Below are 22,410 nucleotides of genomic sequence, written 5' to 3' on the forward strand. Positions count from 1 at the left end.
TCGTGAGCGCCGAGATCCTCTGCATCGGCACCGAGCTGTTGCTGGGCAACATCACCAATGGCAATGCCCGCTGGCTGGCGGAGCAGCTGGCGGCCCTGGGCATTCCCCATCACCGCCAGAGCGTGGTGGGCGACAACCGCGAGCGCCTGATCTTGGCGGTGCGAGAGGCGGCCGGCCGCTGCCGGGTGTTGATCACCACCGGTGGGCTCGGCCCCACGCCCGACGACCTCACCACCGCGACCCTGGCGGCCGCCTTCGACACGCCCCTAGTGGAGCACCCCGACATCTGGGCGGAGATCCAGGCCCGCATCGCTGCCCGCGGGCGGGTGTGCTCCCCCAGCAACCGCCAGCAGGCCTTTCTCCCCCAGGGGGCTCAAGTGTTGCCCAATCCCACCGGCACGGCGCCGGGGATGATCTGGACCCCGCCCGCTGGAGCGGGGATCCAGCCCGGTTTCACGGTGCTCACCTTCCCTGGGGTGCCCAGCGAGATGGAGGCGATGTGGCAGGCCACTGCCGCACCCTGGTTGCGTGCCGCTGGTCTGGCCGAGGGGGTGTTTGCCAGCCGCATGCTGCGCTTCTGGGGCGTGGCTGAATCGACCCTGGCCGATCAGGTGGCCGATCTGCTGGAGCAGGCCAACCCCACCGTGGCTCCCTATGCCGGCGCCGGCGAGGTGAAGCTGCGGCTCACCGCCCGGGCCACCAGCACGGCTGAGGCCGAGGCGCTGCTGGTGCCGCTGGAGGCCGAGATCCGCGCCCGCACCGGCGCGGCCTGCTTTGGTGCCGACGACGATTCCCTGGCTTCGGTGGTGCTGGAGCAGCTGCGGCGGCGGGGCGAGACCCTGGCAGTGGCGGAGAGCTGCACCGGCGGAGGGCTCGGCGCGTCCCTGGCGGCGGTGCCGGGGGCGTCCGATGTGTTTCTGGGCGGGGTGATCGCCTATGCCAACGGGGTCAAGCAGGGGCTGCTGGGGGTGCCGGCGGCGCTGCTCGAGAGCCACGGTGCCGTGAGCGATCCGGTGGCGATGGCCATGGCCGAGGGCGCCCGCCGGGCCACCGGGGCCACCTGGGCGATTGCCGTGACCGGCATCGCCGGCCCCGCTGGTGGCAGCGCCGAGAAGCCGGTGGGGCTGGTTCATCTGGCCATCGCTGGCCCCGATGGCTGCAGCAGCGAGGGGGTGCGCTTCGGATCGAGCCGCGGACGCGCCTGGATCCAGCGGCTCACGGCCGGTGAAGCGCTCCATCGCCTGCGTTCACGCCTGCTGGTGACCCACGACGCTTACTTGTGAACCATGACATTCACTTGTGAACCACAACATCCACGCCGCTCGTGCGGCGCTTCACCAGCACGCCCGTGTCCAGCTCGCCCCGGTGCAGCTGCAGGTCGATCTCCTCCTCGCCCAGCCGCAGCCCGTGGATCTCCAGCAGGTTGATCCGCTCCGGTAGCACCGGATTGCGGAACAACACCTCCGCGCGACCGCTGTCGGGGTTGTGGCCGATCCCCATGCCGGTGATGGCCTCGAGCAGCCCAAACAAGCTGCCACTGGCCCAGGCCTGGGGGCTGCAGGCCACCGGGTAGTGGGTCGGCCCCTCGTCGGACTGGCGCGGGAAGCCGCAGAACAGTTCCGGCAGGCGCTGCAGCGGCATGGCCTGGGCGGTGTCGAACAGGCCCATCAGCACCCGCATGGCCTCCGGGGTGTGGCCATAGCGGGCCAGCCCCAGCGCGATCAGCGCGTTGTCGTGGGGCCACACCGAGCCGTTGTGGTAGCTCATCGGGTTGTAGCGGGCTTCACCCTCGTCCAGGGTGCGAATCCTCCAGCCGTTGAAGCTGCTGGGGGCCATCAGCTGTCGGGCGATCGCGCTGGCAGCGGTCTTGCTGGCCAGGCCGGTCCAGAGGCAGTGGCCGGCATTGGAGGCACGCACCTCGCAGGCCTCGCCCTGGCCGTCGAGGGCCAGGGCATAGGAGCCGATCCGCTCGCACCAGAAGGCGCCGTGGAAGTGGCGCTGCAGCTGGCGGGCCTCCTGCAGCAACCGCTCCGCTTCGGCATCGTGGCCGAACAGCCGCTGGATGTGGGCCATGGCTCGGCGGGCCCCATAGCTGTAGGCCTGCACCTCGCAGAGGGCGATCGACCCCTCCGCCAGACGACCATCGGCGTGGTGAATGGCATCGTCGGAATCCTTCCAGCCCTGGTTGCGCAGACCCCCCTGTGCTGTTCTCTGGTAGCGCAGGAAGCCATCGGTAGCGCTGCTCTCGGCAGCGCGGATCCAGGCCATCGCCCCGTCCAGGGCGCCGCGCAGCTCGCGGATGAAGGCCTGATCGCCACTGCGCATCAGGTAGTCGCCCGCCAGGATCAGAAAAAAACGGCGTGGCATCGACGCTGCCGAAGTAGTGGGCAAAGGGCACCTCGCCCAGGGCGGCCATTTCCCCCAGCCGCGCCTCATGCAGCACCTTGCCGGGTTCCGCATCGCTGGCGGGGTCGGCATGGCGGGCCTGGTGCTCCGCCAGAAACCCCAGCACGCCACGGGCCAGCCGGGGTTCGAACAGCAGCAGTTGCCGGGCCGTGATCAGGCCATCGCGCCCGAACGGACAACTGAACCAGGGCACCCCGGCGTAGGGGTACAGGCCATGGTCCAGCTGGCTGGAGAGCAGGTGCACATCCGAGGTGGAGCGGGCGATCCAGCAGTTGAAGGCAGGGTTGTCGCTGGTGACGCTGGCGGCCAGCCGGCTGGCCTCGCGGAAGCGATCCACCGCGGCTTCCAGGGCCGCATCAAACGCCGCCTCCGGTGTAGGTGGCTGGCGGTTGCCATCGGGATGGAAGTCGAGCACCAGGCAGAGCCGCCGCGGGCGGCGGGGCTCCAGTTGCAGGCTCAGCTGCAGGCAGGCTTCGTCCACCTCCTGCACAGGGCCGCTCAGCCGCACCAGGGTGCAGCGATCGCTGTTGTCGAGCCCGCGGTACACCGCTTCGAGTCCCTCGGGGGTGCAGGTGCGCACGGTGCGGCCACGCTCCGGTCGCTGGTAGCCCCTCACTTCGAAGATGTCGCGAAAGTCGGCGTCGAAGTGCAGCGTGATCGGCACCTGCAACGACGTTTGGGCAAAGCTGGTGAAGGTGAGTTGCTGCAGACAGGCCGTCGGCGTGAGCACCGTGCTTCGCTCCAGATGCACGGTTTCGTCGTCGTTGCTGAGATGGCTCACCTGCAGCCCCAGTTCCCCCCGTTCGGTGGAGCTCAGCACCGCTCCAGCGCGGCCCCACAGCCGCCATTCCAGTCGGCTGACGTGGCGCGTGCCCCTGTGAAAGACCCCTGAGTCCGCATGGGTGTCGGGGTGGATCTCGCCCCGGGCATCGAGCATCGCGAAGGTTTCCCCGTTCTTCAGCACGAACGGGGGGAGCACGTCATGCGGCATGAAGCAGGGGGTCGCGGGGTGGGCAGGGGCTGTGCAGGGAACGGTGGCCGTCCTGGGCTGGCGGGTCGTCGTGGACGTCGATCAGGCGGCGGTAGAGCTGTTCGTACTGCTCGGCCTGGCGGGTCACGCTGAAGCGCTGCTCGAAGTCGCGTCGCACCGCACGGCGATCGAGCTGGTCGAGTTGGCGCACGGCAGCCACGGCCTCGGCGATTGAGTCGACCAGCACGCCGTTGAGGCCGGGTCGGATCACCTCCGGTGTGGAGCCGTTGCGCCAGGCAATCACGGGGGTGCCACAGGCGTTGGCTTCGATCATCACCAGCCCGAAGGGCTCCGCCCAATCGATCGGGAACAGCAGGGCGAGGGCATTGCCCAGCAACTCCTGCTTGCCGGCGTCGTCAACCTCGCCGATGAACTCCACCAGGGGATTGCCTTCGATCAGGCCCGCGATGTGGTCGCGGTAGTAGGGCGCATCACAGCTATCGATCTTGGCGGCCACCTTCAGCGGCAGGCCCAGCTGGCCGGCGACGGCGATGGCCCGGTCGAGGCGTTTTTCTGGCGAGATGCGTCCCACAAAGGCCAGGAAGTCGTCGGGCTCACGCACCGGTTGATAGAGATCCAGGGGCAGGCCGTGGTACACGGTGGCCAGCCAGTGGGCCTCGGGCAGGGGTTGGCGCTGCGCTTCCGAAATCGACACCAGAGGCAGCTGGTGGAACCGCCGGTACAGCTGGGCGCGGTCGGGGGCGGTCAGGGGGCCATGCAGGGTGTTGAGGTGGGGCACCGGCAGCTGCCGCACCAGGGGGTAGTGGCTTGCTCCGGTGTGGAAGTGCAGCACGTCGAAGCGATCGAGCTGATCCATCAACTGGTCCAACTGGATCAGTTCCGGCACGGTGGGGTCGCCGCTGTAACCCGCCAGGCGCAGGGCCTCGGGCACGCAGGGGAACAGCTCGGCGCTGGTGCGGGAATCGCCGCTGGCGAACAGCACCACGGCGTGGCCACGCCGCACCAGCTCTTCGGTGAGGTAATGCACCACCCGTTCGGTGCCGCCGTAGCGCCGGGGCGGGATGCTCTCGCAGAGCGGGGAAATCTGGGCAATTCGCATCGCTTGCGCGGACGGAGAGGGACCGCGGCTCGTGTCGTCCGTGACATCTCAGTCATAGAGAGGGTTTTGGGGCGCGCGGCAGCCGGATCTGAGGCGAATGGGGCCCGGGGTGCAGCTCTAGGCTGGTTCGTCAGTCGAACGGGTCATCCGTGAGCGCCGGCACCCTCTACGACAAGGTCTGGGATCTGCATCAGGTGGCTGAGCTGCCCGGCGGCTCCACCCAGCTGTTCATCGGTCTGCACCTGATCCATGAGGTGACCAGCCCCCAGGCGTTTGCCGCCCTGAAGGATCTGGGCCTCGGCGTGCGCCATCCCGAGCGCACCGTGGCCACGGTGGATCACATCGTGCCCACCACGTCCCAGGCGCGGCCCTTCGCTGATCCCCTGGCTGAGGAGATGCTCGGCACCCTGGAGGCCAACTGCGCTGAGCACGGCATCACCCTGCACGGCCTGGGCAGCGGCCGCCAGGGGATCGTGCACGTGATCGCCCCCGAGCTGGGCCTCACCCAGCCGGGCATGACTGTCGCCTGCGGCGATTCCCACACCTCCACCCACGGCGCCTTCGGCGCGATCGCCTTCGGCATCGGCACCAGCCAGGTGCGCGATGTGTTGGCCAGCCAGAGCCTGTCGATGGGCAAGCTCAAGGTGCGGCGCATTTGGGTGGATGGCCAGCTGCAGCCAGGCGTTTATGCCAAGGATTTGGTGCTGCACGTGATCCGCACCCTGGGCGTGAAGGGCGGCGTGGGCTTCGCTTATGAATTCGCGGGCCCGGCCATCGACGCCCTGTCGATGGAGGAGCGCATGACCCTCTGCAACATGGCGATCGAGGGCGGCGCCCGCTGCGGCTATGTCAACCCCGATGCAGTCACCTTCGCCTATCTCCAGGGCCGCCCCTATGCCCCCAGCGGCGAGGCCTGGGAGCGGGCCATGGCCTGGTGGAGCAGCTTGGCCAGCGGCCCTGAGGCTGTGTTTGACGATGAGGTGCGTTTCGATGCGGCCTCCATCGCCCCCACGGTGACCTGGGGCATCACCCCGGGCCAGGGCATCGGCGTGGATGAAGCCGTGCCCACCCTGGAGCACATCGCCCCCGATGAGCGCCCCCTGGCTGAGGAGGCCTACCGCTACATGGACCTGCAGCCCGGGGCGCCGATCGCCGGCACGCCGGTGGATGTGTGCTTCATCGGCAGCTGCACCAATGGCCGCCTCTCCGACCTGCAGGCGGCGGCGGCGGTGGCCAAGGGCCGGCATGTGGCTCCGGGCATCAAGGCTTTTGTGGTGCCGGGCAGTGAACAGGTGGCGGCCGCGGCGGAAGCGGAGGGCCTCGACCAGGTGTTCATCGCCGCCGGCTTCGAGTGGCGCGAGCCCGGCTGTTCGATGTGTCTAGCCATGAACCCCGACCGGCTTGAAGGCCGTCAGATCAGCGCCAGCTCCAGCAACCGCAACTTCAAAGGCCGTCAGGGTTCGGCGACGGGCCGCACCCTGCTGATGAGTCCGGCGATGGTGGCCGCTGCGGCCATCGCCGGCCAAGTGCGCGACGTGCGTGAGCTGCTGCCGGCCTGAGCCGATCCCCGCGCGTTCCGCTCCGCTTCCCCCTGATTCCTTGCCCCCTGATCACGCCGTGTCCGCAGCCATGAGCAGCCCCTCGTTCCCCATGGGCCCCATCACCGGGCTCCACGGCCGTGCCGTGGTCGTTGCTGGCGATGACATCGACACCGACCGGATCATCCCGGCCCGTTTCCTCAAGTGCGTCACCTTTGATGGCCTGGGTGAGCAGGTGTTCGCCGACGATCGGGTCGAACTGGCCGCGGCCCCGACCGGCCCCCATCCCTTTGATCGTCCAGAGGTGCAGGGGGCTTCGTTGCTGGTGGTGAACCGCAACTTCGGCTGCGGCTCCAGCCGCGAGCATGCCCCCCAGGCTTTGATGCGCTGGGGCATTCGTGCCGTGGTGGGCGAGAGCTTTGCCGAGATCTTCTATGGCAACTGTCTGGCCCTGGGCATTCCCTGCTTCACCGCCGCCCACGACGTGGTGCTGAACCTGCAGACGGCGCTGGCCGCTGTGCCCGATCAGGAGTTGCGGCTGTCGCTGGATCCCTCTGCCCTGGAGGCCCCCGATGGGCGCCTTTGGGAGCTCGAGCTTCAGGCTGGTCCTCGGCAGATGTTGCTCACCGGGCAGTGGGATGCCACCTCCCAGCTGTTGGCCCATGGCGCCCACCTGGAGCGCACCGCCGCGGCCCTGCCCTATCTCAACGGTTTCTAGGCCGGGGCACGAAGGGGGTGCCGGTGCCCGTGAAATTGAAGTCGTTGAGCTTGACGCGGATGCCGCCGATGCCGTCGTAGGGGCTGTAGTAGACCCCGAGCTCGTAGGAGCGGCGCTGCAGCTTCACTTCCACGTAGGAATAGGAAACATCGCCGTAGAACTCTGAGCCGTTGTCGATGTTGAAGGTGGCGCCGGCCTCGACCACGAAAGGCCCGTAGATTTGTTGGGCGGCTTGGAAACTGAGGGTGCGCAGGTCCACCGCCCGGTCGAAGCCGAAGGGACTGGCTCCGCCCAGGAAGGTGCCCGCGATGGAGGCGGAGAAGCGGGTGTAATCCAGGAAGGGCTTGTCAAACTGGCCGAGGGTGAAGCTGGGGCCGCCCCGGAGGGTGAGGGTGCTCTGGTTGGAGCCGTTGCTGTAACTGGCCAGGTAGCCACTGGCCCCGAAGTCGACGCTTAGGCCTGGAACCACCGGGCTGGGTGCGTAGCGGAGGCTCCGTTTCGGGTCGTCGCTGGCGTCAAGAGCGCTTCCCTGCCAAAGCTGCAGGGTGGTGCCGATCGCCAGATTGGCGTAGCTGCGCCAGAGGGTGTCCAGGGTGTTGGTCTCAAAGAGTGTCGCTTGGTAGTTGCCCGATTGGGCGGCCCAGTTCAAGACGACAGGCGTAAAAAATGGACCCTTGGTTTGACTGGGTATTGGCTGCTCGGCTGAATCGCCATTGCCAATTGCGGCTGGTTTGGGGCGATTGAAGACAGCTGTAGCGGCAAGATTGGCTCCATAGGAATACACCACGGTCTGCAATCCCAGGCTGCCGTTGTAGATGCGTTCGCGGTAAGAGCCAAACAGGGCAGCACTGGCACTGTCGTGGCCAGGAAGACTCAGGGGAGCGCTCAGACGCGTGGTGCTGCGGGTGCCGGAGCGGAAATTGTCAGGATTGAACGTGGATAGGCTGGCGTCGGCATCAAGGGAGACCCAGCCCATGGGCAGGTTGAGGGCGGCGAGCAGGCCGAACATGTCGCCGAATTTGGCTGACTGTTCAACGGTGGGGCTGGCCAGGCTCTCGCCCGGCAGCACGAAGCTGCTGGTGCGGCCTTCCAGGGCCCGCTGCACCATCAGTTGCGGTTGCAGTTGCAGGCTGCCGCCCCGCCCCAGTTTGATCGGCTCCAGGTTGTAGCCGATGTAAAAGCCATCGCGATCGTCTTTGTCGGTATCGATGGCAAATCGCGCTTCCTCTTCGCCAATGGTGGTGTTGGTGATGGCCGGTAGGGAAACTTTGCCGTCGAGCAGGATCTGGGTGCTGCGGCTGCTGATGCGGGTGACACCCCGCTCATCCATCACGGCCACCACCTTGCGCGCCAGGCTCCAGGAGCCGGCCGGGGTGAAGGGATCATTGGTGAAGGCCATCGCCTCGGCCGTCCAGCGGTTGCCCCGAATTCGGATCTGGGAGCCCTGGAAGCGGATGCGGCTGACCGTGCCGCCTTTGTTGGAAGTCGGTCGGTAGCCCTGGCCGTTGCTGTTGAGCGAATCGGTGGTGTCGATCACGGCCGCTAGGTCGACCTTGATGCTGGTGCTCCAGCTCTGCTGGAACCTCACGTTGGCCAGGCGGGAATCGACCGCGGCGGGGCGATCCAGATTCAGAGCTGTCGGAGGCAGGGCGGTAGAGGATGAGATCGGCTCAGGGTTGGGAGGCCCACCCGCCTGGGGGGGGCCGAAAGCCACCGATTCCAGCGCCCGATTCAGGGGCAAAACCTGCTGGGAGAGCTCGCTGCCTGGGCAGCCGGCTGGAGCCGGAATGGTGGGCTGGCTGATGCGACCGGGCGGCAAAAGCCGCACCAGTGATCGGGCATTGGGGCTGGCACTCAGCGGCGGGCAGGCGAAGGCCGGACCTGGGGCTGTGGCGCCAGGGGCTGCTTCAGGGCTGTTGACATCCCGGGCGAGGGTGTCCTGGTCGATGACGCCATAGACATCCTCAATCTCGCCACTGCCTTCCCAGTCGCTGTAGCGCAGACGGCTCGCCTGCAGGTATTGATCGCCTTTGCTGAGACGAATCTGGCCAGAGGCGTAGACGCTGCGGCTGCTTTCCGCCAGCTCCACCCGATCGGCAAGGAGGCGCCAGCCATTGAACCGGGCTTCAACGTTTCCGCTGGCCACGAACCGGCCGAGCTGCTGGTCGTAGCCCTGCTGGTCGGCCCGAACCACCACGACGCCGGAGGCCTGCGTGGCTGGGGTGGTGGGCGCCGAGGGAATGGAGCGCTCGCCTGGGTTTCGGAGTTCTTCGGCCGCCAGGGTGGCCGGACTGAACAGGGCCGGCAGCAGCAGGGCTGGAAGGACTGCCGACGCCCGTTGCCAGCAAAATTGGCCAGGCCGGAATCCGGCCTTGGGGCTGAGACGCAAAGTCCGGATCATCGAGCCCAGAACCGCTGGTGAAGCTGGCCAGCACGGGAATGTCGGGAACGCATGTCTGCCACTGTTCCCGCGCCGATCACCCGATGGCCGCGATCATCCCATAGGGATTTGATCGTCCGTCCGTTGCAGGGTCAGTCTTCGAGGTCCTTGCGGCTCGGGGTGCGGCTGGGGTCACTGGCCAGGAAGCCGAACACGAAGATCCCGATAAAGAAGAAGACGACCGAATAAACCGAGATCTTGAGGGCGAGCATGGTTCGGCCTTGGGGAACGGCGAGCGGGTGACAGGGAGTGACAGGCGCCTTGGTGGGCCTGGTCGACCCCGCGGCAGCGGGATCATCCTATGGGACTCGGCTTGCCATCCAACGATGCCTGAGGCCCCTGCACCAGGGCTGCCCCTGCGGATTGAAACGTTTCAGTCACGTTCGCCTCCGTCTCGTTCCCGTTGGGATCTGCAGCCACTCTGGAGCTGCCACCAGGCGGATGGCTCCCTGGGGCCTGCCCTGGATGACCCCTGGGGGGCGCGGCATCGGCCCGATTGGGCGGCCCGGGGGCTGGTGATCTGGCCTCGCGGCGGCCAGTGGCGGCAGCTGACCCTGGATCTGGCTTGCCCACAGGACTGGCGGCAGCTGCAGGCTCCGGCGCCGGTGGCCCAGGCGCGACTGGTGCTGCGCTGGTGGGCCGACCAGGTGGAGTTGCGGGTGAACGGCCAGCCCGTGCATGCCGGCGACCTGTTTGACACGGCCTGCCGCTGGCTGTTGCCCGAGAGCTGGTGGCAAGGAGAGGTGCTGCAGCTCGAGCTGCGGCTGCGCAGCCCCCTGCACGACGACGGCGCCCTGATCGAAAGCCGGCTGGAACTCGAACCTCTGGATCCGGCCGATCCTGCGGCCCTGCTGGCCGAGACCAAGGCTGAGCTGGCCCAGATGCGGGCGGGGCAGCCGCTGGCGGGCGGCTTCCATGTGCTCGGCCATGCCCATCTGGATCTGGCCTGGCTGTGGCCGGTGGCCGACACCTGGCAGGCCGCCGAGCGCACGTTCGCCTCAGCCCTCGATCTGATCGAGCGCTTCGAGCACCTGCACTTCGGCCACTCCACTCCGGCCCTCTACGCCTGGCTGGAGCAGAACAGGCCGGCCCTGTTTGCCCGGCTGCAGCAGGCGGTGGCCGCCGGCCGCTTCGAGCCGATCAATGGCCCCTGGGTTGAGACCGACTGCGTGCTGATCAGCGGCGCCTCGCTGCTGCGCCAGTTCCAGCTGGGCCAGCACGACAGCGCCGCCAGGTTCCCTGGGCTGGAGCATCCGCTGGCCTGGTTGCCCGACAGCTTCGGTTTCGCCGCCGGCCTGCCTGCGGTTGCCCAGAGCACCGGTGTGCGCTGGTTTTGCACCCACAAACTCTTCTGGAACGCCACCAATCCGTTCCCCCACCGGCTGTTTCGCTGGCGCAGCCGCTGCGGATCCGAGGTGCTGGCCTTGATGACCGCCCCGATCGGCACCGACGGGGATCCGGTTGCGATGGAGCGTTATCGGCTGGCCTGGCAGGGGGCGAGCGGCGTGGATCAGGCGCTTTGGTTGCCGGGGGTCGGCGATCACGGCGGTGGCCCCACGGCCGAAATGCTCGAGCAGCTGCAGCTCTGGCAGCAGCAACCGGAGGCCGCGCCGCAGCACCACGGCAGCCTTCGCGCCTATCTGGCCGCGCTTGAGCCCCTGGCCCCCCGGCTGCCGGTGTGGCGCGATGAGCTCTATCTCGAGCTGCACCGCGGCTGCGCCACCTCGCGGCCAGACCAGAAGCGCCACAACCGCACCCTGGAGCGCCTGCTGCGGGAGGCGGATCTGGCTCAGGCTCTGGCCGGCGCGCAAGGGGCCCTGGCTGAAGCGGAGCCTGCCGACTGGCGGCCGCTGCTGTTTCAGCAGTTCCACGACATCCTCCCCGGCACTTCGATTCCGGAGGTGTTTGAGCAGGCTGAACCCCAGTGGCGCGCCGCCCGCCGCAGTGCCTGCCGGCAGCGGGATCGCGCCCTGCACACCTGGCTGGGGGGAGGGGCGGACTGGTGGGTCGCCCAGCTGCAGCCCCTGCCGGCCCGGGCCCGCACCCTGCGGATGCCGCTGGGCGCCTGGAGCCATGGCGGCATCGGCCTGCCGGCCCAGGCCGCCTGGGCCGGTGGCCAGTGGTTGCAGCTGCCCGCCCTGGCGGGGGTGGAGGCCCTGCCCCTGGAGCGCACCGCAGCCGGGCCCACCGCCCCCATTCCCGCAGCTGTGGTAGAGGCGCCGGTGTGGGTGGAGGGCTGGCGTTGCGGCAATGGTCTGGTGAGCTTTGCGCTGGGTCCGGGGGGCCTGGAGCAGCTCTGGGATGGCGCGGGTCAGCCCCAGCTGGCGGGCCCCCTGGCCTGGCGGCGCTACGCCGATCGGGGCGAGTTCTGGGATGCCTGGGATATCGCCGCCAACTACCGCGACCATCCGCTGGCCTGGGCTTGGCAGGGTGAGCCGATCTGGCTGGAACAGGGGCCGCTCTGCACCAGTTTTCTGTGGCGGGGGCGCTGCGGTGCCAGTGCGGTGCGGCTCGAGGGGCGGTTGCTGGCCAATACCCCCTGGCTGGAGCTGGTGCTGAGCGTCGATTGGCGCCAGCGCCATGAGCTGCTGCGTCTGGAGGTGCCCCTGGCCCAGCCTGCCCAGCGCTGGGCCGCCGACACCTCCGGCTGTGTGCTGGAGCGGCCCGCCCAGGCCGTGACGGCCCGGGAGCAGGCCCGCTGGGAGGTGCCGGCGATCAGTTGGCTGGCCTCGGTGGCGGCTGGCGGTGAGGGCTTGGCGGTGTTGCTCGACGGGCCCCAGGGTGTGTCGGCTTGCCCGGAGCAGTTGGGGATCTCGCTGCTGCGGGCCCCCACCTGGCCCGATCCCGGCGCCGACAACGGCTTTCAGCGCCTGCGCCTGGCCTTGCTGCCCTGCTCCTCCGGCTGGAGCCCCGCCCAGGTGCCCCAGCAGGCCGTGGCTTTCCGCGAGCCCTTCTGGCTGCGTCCGGCGGTGGCCCAGGGCCGGCCTGGGCGGCGTCAGGCTTTTCCTCCCCTGGGCGAGGGGCTGCTGCTGCTGGGCTGCCGGCCGTCAGGAGAGGGCGGAGCCGTGGTGCTCACCGTGCAGAACTGTTCCCCTGCCCGCCGCCGTCTGGAGCTCGGCAGCGCCTGGCACCTGCTCGAGCGCCTGGACGGCCTGGATCAACCGCTGTTGCGTACCCAGGCGTCTGGAGGGGATCCCTGGTTGCTGATGCCCTGGAGCCTGGGGTTCTGGCGGATTCGGCCAGCCAGGGATTGAGCCTCAGTCGTCGTGGTCGTCGAAGGGGTCGGTGAGTCCCTTGGAGGGCGGACCGAAGGCCTGATACACCCCGAAGCCGGTCAGGGCCAGCAGCACTGCCAGAACGGCGAGGGCCACGGATAGGGCCGGAGAGCTTGTGGTGGCGGTGGGGTCCATAGGGAAATCGGCGGGCCGGTCGACGGGCAGGTGACGGGTTGCTTCACAACTGTCTTCGCCCCGGCGCGCTGAGGCACGCAGGCCCCTTACAGTAACGAGAGCGAATCCATGCCCGAGAGGCTGCAGAAGTCATGGCCCAACGCACCCGCCTCGGAGACATCCTGCGCCCACTCAATTCGGAGTACGGCAAGGTTGTTCCCGGCTGGGGCACCACACCCGTGATGGGCATCTTCATGGTGCTGTTCCTGGTGTTCCTGCTGATCATCCTGCAGCTGTACAACAAGTCGCTCCTGCTCGAGGGCATCACCGTCAACTGGAACGGCCTCGGCTGAGCCGGCGCTGTTCGCTCCGCCCCACCCCTTCTCCCATGAACGTCTTCGGCATCGGCCTTCCCGAATTGGCGGTGATTGCTGCCATCGGGTTGCTGGTGTTTGGGCCGAAGCGTCTACCAGAGCTGGGGAAAACTCTGGGGCGCACCCTCAAAGGGTTCCAGTCGGCCTCCTCCGAGTTCGAAAAGGAATTTCGCTCAGCCATCGCCACCACCGATCTGGCATCCGCTGATCTACCGCCTACCAGCGTCGAGCCGGAGCCAACGGCCCAGGTCCTTGATTCAACGTCCCAGCCTGATGATTCGTCGGATGCGCGTCCGGCGGCCTGATCTGCCGTGAGCTCAGGGTCTCCGGAGTCGGCTTCGCCACTGCAGCTCCTGGTGGGCCTGGGCAATCCTGGCTCCAAATACGCTGCCACCCGGCACAACGTTGGGTTTATGGCGCTGGAGCGCCTCGCTGCTGCCGGGGGCGCCGCGTTTCGCCAGCAGCCCAAGTTGCATGGTCTGCTGGCGGAGGTGGGCCAGGGGGCGACGCGCCTGCGGCTGTTGATGCCCCAGACCTACATGAACGACAGCGGGCGCTCGATCCGGGCCGCCCTCGACTGGTTTGGTCTGGAGCCCTCCCAGTTGCTGGTGGTGGTGGATGACATGGATCTGCCCCTCGGCAAGTTGCGCTTGCGGGCCTCTGGCAGTGCCGGCGGCCATAACGGCCTGCGCAGCACGATCAGCCATCTGGGCACCCAGGACTTCCCGCGTTTGCGCATCGGCATCGGTGCACCGGCCCACGACCCGGCTGAACGCCGCGCCCGCACCGTGGGCCACGTGCTGGGGCGATTCAGCGCGGCCGAGCAGCCCCTGCTTGAGGCGGTGCTGGCCGAGGTGGAGGCCGGCATCGGCTTGATCCAGCGCCTCGGGCTGGAGCGGGCCGGTAACCGTGTCAACAGTTTCCAGCCGGAAGGCGCGGCAACCTGACGCCATGGCGCGCCTTCCCTCCACCACGGCCCAGCTGCGGGTGCTGCACCAGAGCTTCAGCCAGCGGGTGCTGGAGGGGGAGGTGAGCGCCGGTGGCTATCAGTGGCGGTTTCGTTGGGCCTTCGATCGCGGTGAGCTCAGCGTGGAGCCGTCGTTGGGCCGGGCCCTGATCCAGGACGCCCTGCTGCGCTATCTGCTCAAGGTGGATTACCAACTGGAGCCAGGAGGCGACTATGCCTTCACGGTGCGGGCTCGCTTTTGAGGCCCTGCAGGCAGCGGCGCACCTCCTGAGTGGGCCGCTGCAGCCGTAAGCCGCTGTGACGCTCCACCAACAGCTGGGCCACCACATCGTCGATGTCGCGGCGGGGCAGCCGCAGACCCGCCGGCAGCAGTCGCCACCAACCGTTGGCTGGATACAGCTCCCAGTAGCGATCGCGGGCGGCCAGAGTGCTGCCGTGCTCGTCGACCAGCTCCAGCTCCAGGGCCAGTGCGGCCAGCGGGCCGCGCCAGGCGCTACTGCTGGTGCCGTTGCCCACCACCACCCGGGTCAGCCCCTGGCGTTGCCAGGCCTGGAGCTGGGCCCGGCTTGCCTCGGGGGGCAGGATCGCCGCCTCCAGAACGAGGGCTTGCGCGAGATCCGCCAGCACCAGGCCACATTTGCTGCGGCCGGGATCGAGCCCCGCGATCAAGCCCGCCGTCATGGCCGGCGGGGGCCTGGGCCAGCGCCGGCCGGCGCGCCAGGTCGCAGCCAGCGCACGTCCACCGCAATCGGGTCGGGGGTGTCGGCATCGCGCACGACCAAGGCTTCTAGTTGCGCCACCTGGCCCGCTGGCCTTTCGCTCAGATCGCGGCCCAGTTGGCTCAAACGGGCCGCATCAAACTGCAGGCCCTCCGCCGCGGTGCCCTGGCGTTGGGCCTTGGCATAGGCCGCCGCCAACAGCAGGTTGAGCCGGCGATTGATCGCTTCCACGCTGCTGAGGTCGCCTTCGATGGTGGTGCTGGCCAGCACTTCGCCGGCCTTGACGACAGCCCGGTTTGGGCGGAGGTCGGGGAAGGCGAGCACCTGGCGCTCACCCCGCAACACGTTGGCGGCCGAAAGGATGCTCACCACCCAGCTGCCGGGTTTGGCCAGGAGTCCCTCCAATTTGGCGATGTCGCTCTTGGGCACCAGCAGGATCTGGCGGTCGACCTGCTGGCCAGGCAACACCCGCCGGAATGCGGAGAGGTTGGCTTGTTGCAGCAGGGCCGTGATCACGGCGCTGGCCTGCTCGGGCTGCTCCAGGGTCACCTTGGCGCTGGCCAAGGTCTGACCGCTGGTGATCACCACATCGCCGCGGCGCAGGGCAATCAGGTTGCTCTCAAGATCCTTGAGTTCTTGGGCGCCTGCGGCAATGCGGCGGCGCACCTGGGCCAGTTCGGTTTCGGTGCGTCGGATGTCAGCGTCGCGGTCTTGAACCTCACGGCTGAGCCGTGTGCGTTCCACCTCCAGGCTGTTGCGTTGGGCAACCAGCGGAGCCAGTTCCTGACGCAGCTGATTGGCCCGCGCCTGGGCCTGTTCGAACCGCTGTTGCGCATCCCGTTTCCCCTGTTCGGCCCGGTTGAGCTCCTGCTGGCTGGTGGCCAGTTGGGCCTGACTGCTGGCCAGCTGGCGGCGGCTGCTCTGCAGACGATCCTCCAGCCGATCGAGCTCGAACAGACCCGTGCGCAGGCGCTCACTCACCAGCAGCATCAGCCCCAGCGAGATCGCGCTGATCAGGCTGCCGGTGAGCACCGTGATCAACACGGCGGTGCGTCGGGGCCTCAGCTTGAACAGACTGAGGCGCGCCTTGCCAACCCGGCTGCCCAGCCGGTCACCCAGGGTGGAGAGCACTCCCCCCAGGGCTAGCAGCGCCAAGATCAGCAGCCAGCCGGTCACATGCGTCTGCGAACGGGCCCCAGTATCCCTGCCCCTCAGCCGAAGCGCTCAGCTGAAGCGTTTGGCCAGGGCAATCGGGTCAAAGACGGTGATTTTCTTGCGGTCGATCTGCACCAGGCCGTCGTTGCGTAGATCCCCCAGCAGGCGGGTGATCGTGACGCGCGTGGAGCCGATGGCTTCGGCGATGGCCTGGTGGGACAGGCGAAGATCGATGGTGATGCCCTCGCTGCTGGGAACGCCGAAGTCGCGGCAGAGCACCAAGAGAAAGCTCACCAGCCGCGAGCTCATGTCCCGGTGGGTGAGGGTTTCGATCATCGTTTCGGTTTGCAGGATGCGTGAGGAAAGGCCCTGCAGCAGCAGCAACCCGACGCTGGCGTCCTGCTCGATGGCGCGCCGCACCGAGGTGGCTGGAGCGGTCACCATCTCGACCCGGGTGAAGGCCACAGCGTGATAAAAGCGATCTGAGCGCTGGCCCGTGAGCAGGGACAGCACCCCAAACAGGCTGTTTTCCCGCAGCAGGGCCACCGTGATTTCTTCACCGGATTCGTAGACACGCGAGAGCCGCACCGCGCCGCGGCGCAGCAGGTACACCCGTTCGGCTGGATCGCCGGGGAAAAAGATCGTCTTGCCCCGTTCGATCGTTTCGACGCTGCTGCCGGCCAGCCCGCGGATCACCTCTAGCAGGGTGGGACTGGCCTGGCCAGCGCTGCCCATGCCGGCCACCACCCCTGGGGCCCCGGTCGATGGGGTGGCGGCGGTACGGCTGAATCCGTGGGTGGCGCCAACCATCGTGGCTTAGGCAAGTGGCCGGACCCTAAGGATCACCCGGGGGTGCCCCTGTAGCAACGCACACGATTTGCCGTCGCCTTGCTGTTGCCCCTGGTTGGTTTTGGGCGCAGCAGTACGGATGTTTCCACCAGGGATGGTGTCATTCGCTTGTGGAACGGTCCGATCCCGCTACATTCAGGTCCTCGGGGGGCGCAGCCGCGACTTCCCTGGTGGGGTGTCGCGTCCCCGTTCGTCCTGCCCCTTGTCCTGACACGGTGTCCATGACCGCCAGCTTGCCCGTCCCAGGTCTGACCTCCGGAACCGGAGCGGGTTTTCCTGCGGTCCAGCACGCTCCCCAGCGCCCGGGCCATCGCCCCCTGGCGGCGGTCTCTCCGGCTCCCGTGCTGCGTTTGGTGGCCCAGCAGGAGGGTCTGCTCCAGATCCACACGGCTCCGTTCCGGGGCAGTTTCGGTGCGGTGCTCAGCCAGGCCTTGCGCACCGCCGGGCTGGGCAGTCGGGTGCTGGTGAGCCAGTTTCTCAAGGGTGGCGTGGATCAGGGGCTGGAGAGCAGCCTTTGGCTTTGTGGCCGTCTGCAGTGGTTGCGGCCCGGGGTGCCCGCCTGCCTCTCGGAGCGGGCCGCCGACCAGGATCAGGAGTCGGTGGAGGCCGTGCGCCAGGTGTGGGCCTTCAGCCGTGAGCAGTTGCTCAGTGGCGCTGTGGATCTGATGGTGCTCGACGAGCTGGGTCTGGCGGTGGAGCTGGGCTACATCGACAAGGCCGACGTCGTGGCCACCCTCGATCGCCGGCCGGCCCATCTGGATGTCATCCTGACCGGTCCGGCCATGGCTTCTGAGCTGATGGCGATGGCCGACCAGGTCACCCAGCTGCGTCGAGGTCTCTAATGCTCAAGAACGATCGCTGGATTAATGAGCAGGCCGCGGCCGGAATGCTGCAGCCTTTCCAGTCGAGCCTGGTGCGTCACCTGGATCCCGACACCGCCAGTTCGCCGGTGCTCAGCTACGGCTGCTCGTCCTATGGCTACGACCTGCGGCTGTCGGCGAAGGAGTTTCTGATTTTCCGTCACGTGCCCGGCACGATCATGAACCCCAAGCGGTTCAATCCGGCCAACCTTGAGCCTGCGCCCCTGCATGAAGATGAGGATGGCGCCTATTTCATCCTGCCGGCCCATTCCTACGGGCTGGGGGTGGCGCTGGAGAAGATGAAGGTGCCGCCCAATATCACCGTGATCTGCCTGGGCAAGAGCACCTATGCGCGGCTCGGCATCATCGTCAACACCACTCCTGCAGAAGCCAGCTGGGAAGGGCACCTCACCCTTGAGTTCAGCAACTCCTCCGGGGCTGATTGTCGGATCTATGCCAACGAAGGCATCTGCCAGTTGCTCTTCTTTGAGGGCGATCCCTGCGAAACCACCTATCAAGATCGGGCCGGCAAATATCAGCACCAGCCCGAGCGCGTCACCCTCGCCCGCATTTAAGGCGCCAGGCGAGCCTTGTGCAGCCGGCTCTTTTCATACCACTCGGCAAATTGCGGGGTCCAGGCCTGTAAGTGAGGCCACATCAGGTCGCAGAGCTCGCGGATTTCCTGCTGCGCATCGAGCTTGGCCCGCAGGTCGAGGAAGTGCAGGAAGGCCCTCAGGGTGAAGCTCACCACGAAGTGCTGGCGGTAGTCGAAGGGCAGGATGCCGCGCGCGTGCTCCTCAGCGAAGCCCGCTGCCAGCAGGTCGCGGTAGCGCGCCGCCGCCGCCCGGCAGAGATCCAGATCCACGGCCCGCTGCTCAGCGGTGTAGGCGTACTTCTTGCCCTGCCGGTCGCTGTAGCTGCCAACCGGACGCAGGTAAAACACCTCCTCCAGCTCCAGCTCGCCGTTTGCCGCCTTGCAGATGCGATCGCCCGTGTAGCGCATCGATTGCACGTCGAAGCTCACCCCCACCCGGTGCGTGCGCGCCTGCTGCATCACCGAGTGGGGAAACCAGCCCACGTTGAGCACGATCTGGGCGTGCTCCAGGGGGCCGTAGTGGCCCCGCTCTCCGGCCAGCAGCCGCTTGATACAGATCTCGCCGGCCTTGGTTTCGTCCGGCCAGTTGGCCGTGTCTGCGACAACAAACCCCTCGCTGTAGTCCTGGTGCATGCCGGCATACACGCACTGCTGGGGGTTGGGCGTAGCGGCGATCAGGGCGACGCGGAAACGGGGATCCATGGCGGATTTCAGGGGGGAAATTAGGCGTGGCTGCGGGGTCCGGCCATCGTGGCAGCCTTTGGCGCGCCTGCAGCGACTTCGCCCTCTGTGACGTCGACGCTGGTGTTGGAGGTGGTGTTGGGCGTGGCATCGAGGCTGCTGACGGCGCCCATGCCGGCCAGGGCGGGTAGGGGTTCGCCGGCAATCAGGGCGCTGCTGAGGGCCTGCAGTTCTGCCGTGCTGCGGGCCCCGATCGAGCGGCCCACGGGCGTTCCGGCGGCATTGAACAGTTCCAGCTGGGGAATGCCGTTGACGTCGAAGCGCTCCAGCTCCGGCTGCCAGCGGGGGTTGTCGACGTTGAGCAGCACCACATCAAGCGTCCCCCGGTGTTGGGCCTCGATCGTCTCCATGGCCGGCGCCATGCTGCGGCAGGCCTCACACCAGTCGGCGTAAAACTCCACCACCGTCGGCTTGCCGTTGCGCAGGGCCACGGGCAGATCGAGCGACTGGCGCGCTAGGCGCTCCAGGGGCGCTTCGGGGTGCAGGCCACCCCGAAACCACACCAGGCCAGCCGCCAGCAGCACGGCCAGCACCAGCAGCAGCAGGCGTTCGCTCGGGCCTAAGCCGGGGTTTGGCGAGGGGCTGGTCATGGCTGCAGGCTGCGCAGGGCGCACTGAGGGAGCGTGGCTGCACTTTGCCAGTGCTTGCTAGCGTTTTGCTTGAGGTGAACCGGCCTTGTTCGTCCACCGGCCTCCCCTGTGAAACGGCGCCTCACCTTGCATTTTCCCCGCGAAGCGGTGCACCTGCCGATCACCTATCGGTTGGCCGTGGATTTCGACGTTGCCGCCAAGATCCTGCGGGCTCAGATTGCCCCCAACCAGAGCGGCACCATGGTGGTGGAGCTCTCGGGCGACATCGACGAACTGGCGGCCGCTGAGGCCTGGCTGGAGAGCCAGGGGTTGGGTCTCAACCGGGCGCCGGGGCAGATCGCCATCGACCGCGGCCGTTGCGTCGATTGCGGCCTGTGCTCCAGCGTTTGCCCCAGCGGCGCCCTCAGCCTGCGTCAGCCCGCTTGGCAGCTGCACTTCGATGCGCAACGCTGCCTGGTCTGTGAACAGTGCATTCCGAGTTGTCCTCTGGATGCCATTGCCCTGGTGTTGGCTCCCCCGTGATGGCCCTGGTGCGTCTGCTGCTGTTGCCTGTGCGGGCACCAATGCTGCTGGTTCTGGCGGCCATCGCCGTCTACGAGGGGCTGCAGTGGAGCCAGCCGCTGGAGGGAGCCGCTGCCTCGGGAATGGGGCAGTTGTCCAGTTTGTTCTGGTCGCTGGATTGCCTCCACGCCCTGCTGGTGGTGGTGGTGTGCACGATGCCCGATCTGCTGTTGCAGCGGATCTCCAACGTGATGGCGTCCAGCCGGGTGATGAGCCTGGTGATCACGTTGCTGATCGTCACGGTGGGGGGCCTGTATCTGCTGCACCTCAAGGTGCTCACCAACGTGCTGATCCTCGGTTCGACGGTGCTGCTGGCCCGCCTGGATCTGGCCCGGGTGCGGGTGGCGCCTCCACCCCTGATCCTGGCCGGGGCCCTGGGGGGGCTGGTGATCGCGGGGGCCGGCGTGGGCCGCTGGCTGGCCAGCAGCGGTTAACAGCCCGGCGTGGGCCGTTGCTGGAAGCTCCACAGATTGCCGAGCACCTTTTTGACGTAGAGCCGGGTTTCGGGATACGGGATCGCTTCGATCCAAAGCTCGGGGTCCTGCTGCAGCTGGGGGTTCACCCAGCCGGCTACGGCGCCGGGGCCAGCGTTGTAGCTGGCGGCCATCAGCACGGGGTTGCCCTGCCATTGCCCCAGCAGTTGCTTCAGGTAACGGGCGCCGAGCTGGGCATTGCGGCTGGGATCGCGCAGGGCCTCGGGCCCAAGCGGACCCCCGGCCAGTTCGGCTGCGGTGTCCGGCATCAGTTGCAACAGCCCCACGGCACCGGCGCTGGAGCTCACCCCAGGGCTGAAACGGGATTCCTGCTTGGCCACGGCGGCCAGCAGGGTTGCTGGCACGGCCGAGGCCGTGGCGGCTCGCTCCAGCTCCGCCACAAAGCTGGGGGTCTGCAAACTGCGCTCCAGTTGCTGCGCCAGCCCGCAGGACTGACCTGCGGGAAGCCGCAGGCTGGCCTGCTCCAGTTGCCCCAGGCCGATCCAGTGGTCGCCCACGGCGCGGCGCAGCCGGCCTTCCAGCAGCAGCTCCCGCGGAGCGCGGGGGGGGAGGGCGCGGCCCGTGCGCCAGTGCTCCCAGGCCTCCAGGGGTTGGTCGAGGCGCCAGAGCCGATCGAGGGCGGGATCGCCGCTGGCCAGGGGCTGCCAATTGGGGAGCAGGAGGGCAGGGCTGCGGCGTGGATCGAGGCTGAGATCCCCCTGGCCGAGCCGCACCGCGGCGCGCCAGCCGTAGTAACCCTCGGGATGGCGCTGGAGTAGGCGGGTCCAGGTGCTCTTGGCCTCGCTCCGCTGCCCCTGTTGCCATTGGCTGAAGCCCAGCCAGAAGCGCTGGCGGCCCGCCAGTCCCACCGGCAGCGCATGGTCGATCGGTGCGCTCAGCAGCGCCTCGGCCGTGGCCCACTGGCGCTCTAGCAGAGCCCGCCGGGCCCGTTGCCACTGCAGCTCCCAGCTGGCCGGATCGGCGGGCCAGCGCTTCAGCACCGCCAGCACGGCCTCGGTGCCTGGGGTGTCCAGGGCGCGCCGGGCCTGCACCGGGGCGGTGTTCTGCAGGCTGGCGGGTAGCGCGGCGAGGGCCTGCAGGCTGCTTGGCCCGGGTTGCTCGCTGAGCAGGGCCACGGCCTCGCGGGCCTGGGGGGAGCCCGGCGCCGAGCGGGCCAGCTGCAGCAGCCGGCCCTGGGCCTGCTGGGCGCTGCCGCCGCTGAGCAACGCCTTGGCCAGTGCCAACTGGGTGTCGAGGCCGGGCTGGCTGCCGTTCAAGCAGGCCAGGGCGGCTTCCGCATCGCCCAGTTGCGCCAGGCCACCGGCCAGCTGGTCGCGCTGTTGGGGTGTGGGGGCGGCAGTGGGTTGCCGGCAGGCCTGGCGCAGCCGCGCTGCAGCGCCGGGCCAGCGCACACCGTGGCGGGCCAGGTGCAGGGCGCCGTCGCGGCGCGTCTCTGGGGCCGGGCCCGCCTCCACCGCAGCCGCTAGGGCCGCTGGATGGGCGGCGAAGCGCTGGAGCAGCTCCTGGCGGAGCCTGGGCTGGTCTCGGCCGAGGACGTAGAGCGCATCGGCAGCGGCCGGCGTCTGGGGGAAGCGCCGCAGCAGTTGCCGCCAGCGCTGCTGGGCGGCTTCGCGGTCTGCCAGCGCTTCGGCGGCCAGGGCATCGCGCTTGAGCACCAGGGCGGCGAGGCCATCGCGGCCCCAGCCCTGGCCGCGCAGCAGCTGGCGCGCGCGCGCCGGGTCCTCCCCCTGGCGGCCCAGCAGCAGCAGGTTGGCCTCCCGGCGCCGCGCTGGATCGGGGGAGAGCCGGCTCAGGCGCTCCAGATGGGCCGTGGGGGTGTTGGGGTCCGGTGCCGGGAGTTGGTTCAGCAGGGCCCGACCGCCCACCAGCGCCGCGCCACTACCCAGGCAGGTGAGGGCCAGCAGCAGGGGGAGGCGAGCCAAGG

At 68.4% G+C, this 22,410-nt stretch carries 23 protein-coding genes and 1 pseudogene; 12 read left to right on the forward strand and 12 right to left on the reverse strand.

Annotated features, from left to right (window positions below; translation table 11 throughout):
- Positions 1-2: 2 nt before the first annotated feature.
- The gene (locus tag KBY65_RS04980) at positions 3-1,283 is read left to right on the forward strand and encodes a competence/damage-inducible protein A (RefSeq protein WP_094559140.1); all 1,281 of its coding nucleotides are present in this window, start codon (positions 3-5) and stop codon (positions 1,281-1,283) included.
- Positions 1,284-1,293: 10 nt separating this feature from the next.
- Here KBY65_RS04980 and KBY65_RS04985 read toward each other — a convergent pair whose 3' ends face one another.
- The 3 genes and pseudogenes from KBY65_RS04985 to KBY65_RS04995 all read right to left on the reverse strand — a co-directional run bounded on the left by KBY65_RS04985 (position 1,294) and on the right by KBY65_RS04995 (position 4,496).
- Entirely contained in the window at positions 1,294-2,367 is a 1,074-nt protein-coding gene (locus KBY65_RS04985) for an amylo-alpha-1,6-glucosidase (protein WP_255000761.1), read from the reverse strand.
- A 514-nt stretch (positions 2,368-2,881) separates the two neighbouring features.
- Positions 2,882-3,397, reverse strand: a pseudogene (locus KBY65_RS04990) (glycogen debranching N-terminal domain-containing protein); the annotation flags it as partial.
- Complete coding sequence (locus KBY65_RS04995) at positions 3,387-4,496, reverse strand: glycosyltransferase family 4 protein (RefSeq protein WP_255000720.1); 1,110 nt, start codon at positions 4,494-4,496, stop codon at positions 3,387-3,389. The pseudogene KBY65_RS04990 and the gene KBY65_RS04995, both read right to left, overlap by 11 nt.
- A gap of 149 nt (positions 4,497-4,645) precedes the next feature.
- Between KBY65_RS04995 and leuC the strand changes: the two genes are divergently transcribed.
- The gene (gene leuC, locus KBY65_RS05000) at positions 4,646-6,055 is read left to right on the forward strand and encodes a 3-isopropylmalate dehydratase large subunit (protein WP_255000721.1); all 1,410 of its coding nucleotides are present in this window, start codon (positions 4,646-4,648) and stop codon (positions 6,053-6,055) included.
- Between the two features lie 70 nt (positions 6,056-6,125).
- On the forward strand, positions 6,126-6,752 hold the full coding sequence (locus tag KBY65_RS05005; RefSeq protein ID WP_255000723.1) for a 3-isopropylmalate dehydratase small subunit: 627 nt from the start codon (positions 6,126-6,128) through the stop codon (positions 6,750-6,752).
- Here the strand turns inward: KBY65_RS05005 and KBY65_RS05010 are convergent.
- Both KBY65_RS05010 and KBY65_RS05015 read right to left on the reverse strand, forming a co-directional pair.
- Positions 6,739-9,153: a DUF3769 domain-containing protein gene (locus KBY65_RS05010; protein ID WP_254987992.1), complete on the reverse strand. Its 2,415-nt coding sequence runs from the start codon at positions 9,151-9,153 to the stop codon at positions 6,739-6,741. The two genes, KBY65_RS05005 and KBY65_RS05010, sit on opposite strands and share 14 nt — an antisense overlap.
- Before the next feature lie 131 nt (positions 9,154-9,284).
- Positions 9,285-9,404: a photosystem II reaction center protein I gene (locus KBY65_RS05015; RefSeq protein WP_006172424.1), complete on the reverse strand. Its 120-nt coding sequence runs from the start codon at positions 9,402-9,404 to the stop codon at positions 9,285-9,287.
- Positions 9,405-9,518: 114 nt separating this feature from the next.
- On the opposite strand from KBY65_RS05015, the gene KBY65_RS05020 reads away from it, so the two are divergent.
- Positions 9,519-12,446: an alpha-mannosidase gene (locus KBY65_RS05020; protein WP_255000724.1), complete on the forward strand. Its 2,928-nt coding sequence runs from the start codon at positions 9,519-9,521 to the stop codon at positions 12,444-12,446.
- 3 nt (positions 12,447-12,449) lie between these two features.
- Here KBY65_RS05020 and psbN read toward each other — a convergent pair whose 3' ends face one another.
- A complete protein-coding gene (gene psbN / locus KBY65_RS05025; protein WP_094559147.1) occupies positions 12,450-12,602 on the reverse strand; it encodes a photosystem II reaction center protein PsbN in 153 nt (50 codons plus the stop codon).
- A 131-nt stretch (positions 12,603-12,733) separates the two neighbouring features.
- Here psbN and psbH point away from each other — a divergent pair, with 131 nt between their 5' ends.
- From psbH to KBY65_RS05045, 4 genes are read left to right on the forward strand one after another with little or no spacing between them, the layout of a single operon-like run.
- On the forward strand, positions 12,734-12,934 hold the full coding sequence (gene psbH, locus KBY65_RS05030) for a photosystem II reaction center phosphoprotein PsbH (RefSeq protein WP_094559148.1): 201 nt from the start codon (positions 12,734-12,736) through the stop codon (positions 12,932-12,934).
- A 35-nt stretch (positions 12,935-12,969) separates the two neighbouring features.
- Complete coding sequence (locus tag KBY65_RS05035) at positions 12,970-13,260, forward strand: TatA/E family twin arginine-targeting protein translocase (RefSeq protein ID WP_255000726.1); 291 nt, start codon at positions 12,970-12,972, stop codon at positions 13,258-13,260.
- Between the two features lie 6 nt (positions 13,261-13,266).
- Positions 13,267-13,902 carry an aminoacyl-tRNA hydrolase gene (pth, locus tag KBY65_RS05040; RefSeq protein WP_255000727.1) on the forward strand — a complete coding sequence of 212 codons (636 nt, stop codon included), beginning with the start codon at positions 13,267-13,269 and terminating at the stop codon, positions 13,900-13,902.
- A 4-nt stretch (positions 13,903-13,906) separates the two neighbouring features.
- Positions 13,907-14,164 (forward strand): DUF3146 family protein, encoded by a 258-nt coding sequence (locus KBY65_RS05045; RefSeq protein ID WP_094559151.1) that lies wholly within the window; start codon positions 13,907-13,909, stop codon positions 14,162-14,164.
- On the opposite strand, the gene KBY65_RS05050 is transcribed toward KBY65_RS05045, so the two are convergent.
- The 3 genes from KBY65_RS05050 to ntcA are packed head-to-tail and all read right to left on the reverse strand — an operon-like array spanning position 14,142 to position 16,606.
- Positions 14,142-14,603 (reverse strand): resolvase, encoded by a 462-nt coding sequence (locus tag KBY65_RS05050; protein WP_255000728.1) that lies wholly within the window; start codon positions 14,601-14,603, stop codon positions 14,142-14,144. The two genes, KBY65_RS05045 and KBY65_RS05050, sit on opposite strands and share 23 nt — an antisense overlap.
- Entirely contained in the window at positions 14,600-15,817 is a 1,218-nt protein-coding gene (locus KBY65_RS05055; RefSeq protein ID WP_255000729.1) for a DUF3084 domain-containing protein, read from the reverse strand. The genes KBY65_RS05050 and KBY65_RS05055 overlap by 4 nt, the downstream gene beginning before the upstream one ends.
- 48 nt (positions 15,818-15,865) lie before the next feature.
- Positions 15,866-16,606, reverse strand: a complete 741-nt coding sequence (gene ntcA / locus KBY65_RS05060; RefSeq protein WP_094559154.1) for a global nitrogen regulator NtcA — start codon at positions 16,604-16,606, stop codon at positions 15,866-15,868.
- 260 nt (positions 16,607-16,866) lie between these two features.
- Between ntcA and KBY65_RS05065 the strand changes: the two genes are divergently transcribed.
- Positions 16,867-17,487: a cob(I)yrinic acid a,c-diamide adenosyltransferase gene (locus KBY65_RS05065; protein WP_255000730.1), complete on the forward strand. Its 621-nt coding sequence runs from the start codon at positions 16,867-16,869 to the stop codon at positions 17,485-17,487.
- A complete protein-coding gene (dcd, locus tag KBY65_RS05070) occupies positions 17,487-18,080 on the forward strand; it encodes a dCTP deaminase (protein ID WP_094559156.1) in 594 nt (197 codons plus the stop codon). The genes KBY65_RS05065 and dcd overlap by 1 nt, the downstream gene beginning before the upstream one ends.
- Here dcd and thyX read toward each other — a convergent pair.
- Positions 18,077-18,802, reverse strand: coding sequence for an FAD-dependent thymidylate synthase (thyX, locus tag KBY65_RS05075; protein ID WP_255000732.1), 726 nt, complete (start codon positions 18,800-18,802; stop codon positions 18,077-18,079). The two genes, dcd and thyX, sit on opposite strands and share 4 nt — an antisense overlap.
- 20 nt (positions 18,803-18,822) lie before the next feature.
- The gene (locus KBY65_RS05080) at positions 18,823-19,431 is read right to left on the reverse strand and encodes a thioredoxin domain-containing protein (RefSeq protein ID WP_094559158.1); all 609 of its coding nucleotides are present in this window, start codon (positions 19,429-19,431) and stop codon (positions 18,823-18,825) included.
- Positions 19,432-19,539: 108 nt separating this feature from the next.
- On the opposite strand from KBY65_RS05080, the gene KBY65_RS05085 reads away from it, so the two are divergent.
- Together KBY65_RS05085 and KBY65_RS05090 are read left to right on the forward strand one after the other, a co-directional pair.
- Positions 19,540-19,953 (forward strand): NIL domain-containing protein, encoded by a 414-nt coding sequence (locus KBY65_RS05085; RefSeq protein ID WP_094559159.1) that lies wholly within the window; start codon positions 19,540-19,542, stop codon positions 19,951-19,953.
- The gene (locus KBY65_RS05090; RefSeq protein WP_255000734.1) at positions 19,953-20,426 is read left to right on the forward strand and encodes a hypothetical protein; all 474 of its coding nucleotides are present in this window, start codon (positions 19,953-19,955) and stop codon (positions 20,424-20,426) included. The genes KBY65_RS05085 and KBY65_RS05090 overlap by 1 nt, the downstream gene beginning before the upstream one ends.
- Here KBY65_RS05090 and KBY65_RS05095 read toward each other — a convergent pair.
- Positions 20,423-22,408: a lytic transglycosylase domain-containing protein gene (locus tag KBY65_RS05095; protein ID WP_255000735.1), complete on the reverse strand. Its 1,986-nt coding sequence runs from the start codon at positions 22,406-22,408 to the stop codon at positions 20,423-20,425. The genes KBY65_RS05090 and KBY65_RS05095 overlap by 4 nt on opposite strands.
- Positions 22,409-22,410: the final 2 nt, after the last annotated feature.

It is taken from the genome of Cyanobium sp. Alchichica 3B3-8F6 (genome assembly GCF_024346435.1).
Lineage (GTDB): Bacteria > Cyanobacteriota > Cyanobacteriia > PCC-6307 > Cyanobiaceae > Cyanobium_A.